This is a genomic window from Paenibacillus sp. S29 (genome assembly GCF_049319765.1).
Lineage (GTDB): Bacteria > Bacillota > Bacilli > Paenibacillales > Paenibacillaceae > Paenibacillus > Paenibacillus polymyxa_B.
On the sequence record NZ_JBMOUI010000045.1, the window covers coordinates 1 to 3184 of the forward strand.

The window sequence follows — 3184 nt, forward strand, 5'->3', positions numbered from 1 at the left end:
GCATGTATTAGGCACGCCGCCAGCGTTCGTCCTGAGCCAGGATCAAACTCTCCATTAAAGACCAACCGAAGCTGGTTATCGAAAGAGCGATGAGCTCATGTTGAAACTGACGAGATAAAAATATCTCTTGTTCGCTTCCATTTCATACAACCTAATGGCATGTACCAAAATTTCTGCGTTGGATTTTGTAAACAAAATCCGTACTCACTCGTTGTTCAGTTTTCAAAGATCAAATCAACAGCCGTTTAACTGGCTGGATATATAATTTATCACGTGTATACCCATCAGGCAAGTTGTAATATTTACCAGTTTGCTAATTTGTATTTCTACACGGTGTAGTTTTTATTAAAACACTCCAACACACGATGATTTACCTGTAATAACCGAAACTCTCTTTTCTCCTACTTGAAGTGCAAAGTTGATCAGGTATAAACGTCATAAATCAGAAAAGCAGAAGCTCTTTATGTATTGGATGAGCTGCTGCTTTAGCTTTTATGATAAAAATCCTGAAATGTTCGTTTAGCTTAAAGCTGTAGCTAAATCCTGTATCAAAAGTTCAGCGGGCTCATGCCCTACAGCCAAGCGGATAAGCGATTCAGGCATGTGTTGTTTTTTTAGACTCTGCTTATTGAAGCCGTAGTTTGGTGAGATCACCTGACTCTCCATGGACCCCCAAGATACACCGATCCGGATCAGTCGCAGTTTATCGATCACTCTACATATATCCTCATAAGTCGAATCCTTTAGTTCAAAACTGAATAATCCGGCATAGCCTTTGAGCTGTCTACATGCGAGCTCATGTTGTGGATGAGAAGGGAGTCCGGGATGATTCACTTTGGAAATGGCCGGATGATCTGATAGAAAACGAGCAACCAACAAAGCGTTTCTCTGATGGGCTTCCATTCGGAGCGGGAGTGTTCTTAGCCCCCGAATGAGTAGCCAGGCTTCAAAAGGGCCCAACGAGCCGCCAATCAACTCATACTCTTCAGCATACATACGGTTTATTATCTCTTTAGAAGCGATCACTGCCCCTGCAATTAAATCATTATGACCACCCAAGTACTTGGATGCGGAGTGAACAACGATATCTACGCCCCATTCCAATGGTTTTTGGAAAAGGGGTGTAGCCCATGAATTATCTATAATTGTGCGGATACCCCTAGCTTTGGAAAGCGAAGCTACTTCCTGAATATTTACCATATCGAATGTAAACGAGGTAGGAGACTCCATGAGAATAGCACGGGTCTGCGGTTGGATGGCATTAGCAACTGCTTCCGTAGAAGTCGAATGTACAATGGTGTAGTTTATATGGAACTTCGTTAAGTATTTGGCTAGGCTGACGGAAGTTTCATATATGTGTCCGACCAGAATCAGATGATCCCCTGCGGATAAGCTACACATTAGAGCGGCACTGATAGCAGCCATTCCGGAGGCAAAGCACTTGCAGTCCGCCCCACCTTCCAGCGCAGCAATCATTTGCTCTGCAATCTGAACGGTAGGATTGGTTCCCCTCGAATAAACATAATGCTCCTTTTCATTATTAGCTGCTTCAGCATAATCTTCGTAAGTATCAAAGAAAAATGGAGCGGTCTCATAAATAGGAGGAGCAGCAGCCTTAGCAAAATACCCTAGTTCGCCCTCAAATCGGAGACAGATAAGCTGATCATCCGAGAAACTCAAACCTGATCACCACTTTCTGAAAAATTTCAAACCCATATGTGGTAGTCTCCTCAATCCGGAACTCAAATATTCTATAATGTAAACTCCTCTAGACCCTGTGGTGGTTGATTGCGAAATTCGGAGAATTATGAGGCTTCCAAATGTCTTTCACTAAGTATCCAATTCATAAAAACAACGTATATTTTGGGGTTGCAGGGCAAAGATATGCTTTATCAAAAAAAGAGGGGGTTCACATGTGTTAACACGTTGGATTAGAAATGTTCTGAAACCTGGAAAAAGGTACACACAGGATATCGAAAAATCCAAACAGCAAGCCTCTTCAGAACCTATAAATCCATCATTATCCCATACTCTCTCCTTGCTTAAATTAAAACTTGGGCAAAGCTCTGACTTTATTATTCGTGATTTTTCCGAAAGTCCTACCCATGCTGGCCAATTTGCCGTTTGTTATTTTGAAGGACTGATTGACCAAAACTTGCTTTCCGATTTAATGGAGGGCTTGATTACAGAGATGGCCTCCACAGCTTCTTTGAAGCTTGAAAGAATTACTGCTGCTTCATTATTAGAAAGAACAATACCGAGCTAAAAAAACAGCCCGATTCGTAATTCAGCCTCTTTTATTGTGCATTTTCTATTTCATCGGCACGATGTGAAGTGTTCCATCCTCGCTAAACTCTGCATAGGCAATCTCATCGATACTATCATATCCCTGCTCTCGCACCTTAGCTTTAATCTCTTCAATATCGATTGACTTCCCACGCATAGATTCGTTCAGAAGCTTTCCTTTATCAATGACTGTAACAGAAAAAAGATCAGGCTGTGCATCTATTCCCATATCCTGAGCGGCGGGTGGCTCGTATTCGGGTTTGCGCATGACTGACAATGAACCGTTCGTCTCTAACGTGGCATACCAGACCTCACGTAGAGAAAAAATATTCTGCTGGCGCAGCATGGAGAGCAACTGTGTGAATTCTATATCATATTTTTCAAGCATCTCTTGATTGACCTGGCCCTTATCCACGAGCAGCACTGTTCGACCTTCTGCCATATAGCCAAATTTCACAAAACGGGTCGTCGCCTTTTCAAAAAAGTAGGCCAGCGCGCACCATAGTGCCAAAGCAAACAATAGCTGCCCAATGGTTACCTTATCGTCATATAACGTATTTCCCACAATTTCGCTTAACACCAATGATGTTAGGAAATCGAGTGGTGTTAACTGACTGAGTGTTTTCCGACCTGTAATAAAAGTAATGATCCACAAGCCAAAAAAGCTGATGATCAATTTGACACCAATCGTAACAAATACCTCCATAAGTATGCCTCCCGGAAGAAGTTGTTTTCCTTATGTGTTATTTACACCTGTCTACCTCAGCATAAACAGAGGCTTATTCCTAAAATTGTCCGATTAAAAAAGCCCGCTACCAACTATGAAGTGCACCCCTTAGAATAGACATTGGAATAAACCCCTGGTTTATCCGATGAATTTCTAGGGGGTGCATTTTTT

Annotated in this window: 3 protein-coding genes and 1 rRNA gene; 1 reads left to right on the forward strand and 3 read right to left on the reverse strand. The window is 42.1% G+C overall.

Going from position 1 to position 3184, the window contains the following annotated elements:
* Together ACL9RM_RS26345 and ACL9RM_RS26350 are read right to left on the reverse strand one after the other, a co-directional pair.
* A 16S ribosomal RNA gene (locus ACL9RM_RS26345) occupies positions 1–58 on the reverse strand; the annotation flags it as partial.
* Positions 59–519: 461 nt separating this feature from the next.
* Entirely contained in the window at positions 520–1680 is a 1161-nt protein-coding gene (locus tag ACL9RM_RS26350; protein ID WP_250268289.1) for a trans-sulfuration enzyme family protein, read from the reverse strand.
* A 235-nt stretch (positions 1681–1915) separates the two neighbouring features.
* On the opposite strand from ACL9RM_RS26350, the gene ACL9RM_RS26355 reads away from it, so the two are divergent.
* Positions 1916–2266 carry a hypothetical protein gene (locus ACL9RM_RS26355; protein WP_250268287.1) on the forward strand — a complete coding sequence of 117 codons (351 nt, stop codon included), beginning with the start codon at positions 1916–1918 and terminating at the stop codon, positions 2264–2266.
* Positions 2267–2311: 45 nt separating this feature from the next.
* Here ACL9RM_RS26355 and ACL9RM_RS26360 read toward each other — a convergent pair whose 3' ends face one another.
* Positions 2312–2992 (reverse strand): YetF domain-containing protein, encoded by a 681-nt coding sequence (locus ACL9RM_RS26360; protein WP_250268286.1) that lies wholly within the window; start codon positions 2990–2992, stop codon positions 2312–2314.
* Positions 2993–3184: the final 192 nt, after the last annotated feature.

What these genes read in the sequence shown, in the direction of transcription:
- ACL9RM_RS26360 (WP_250268286.1), bottom strand. Translation starts at nt 2,992, where the DNA reads ATGGAGGTATTTGTTACGATTGGTGTCAAATTGATCATCAGCTTTTTT.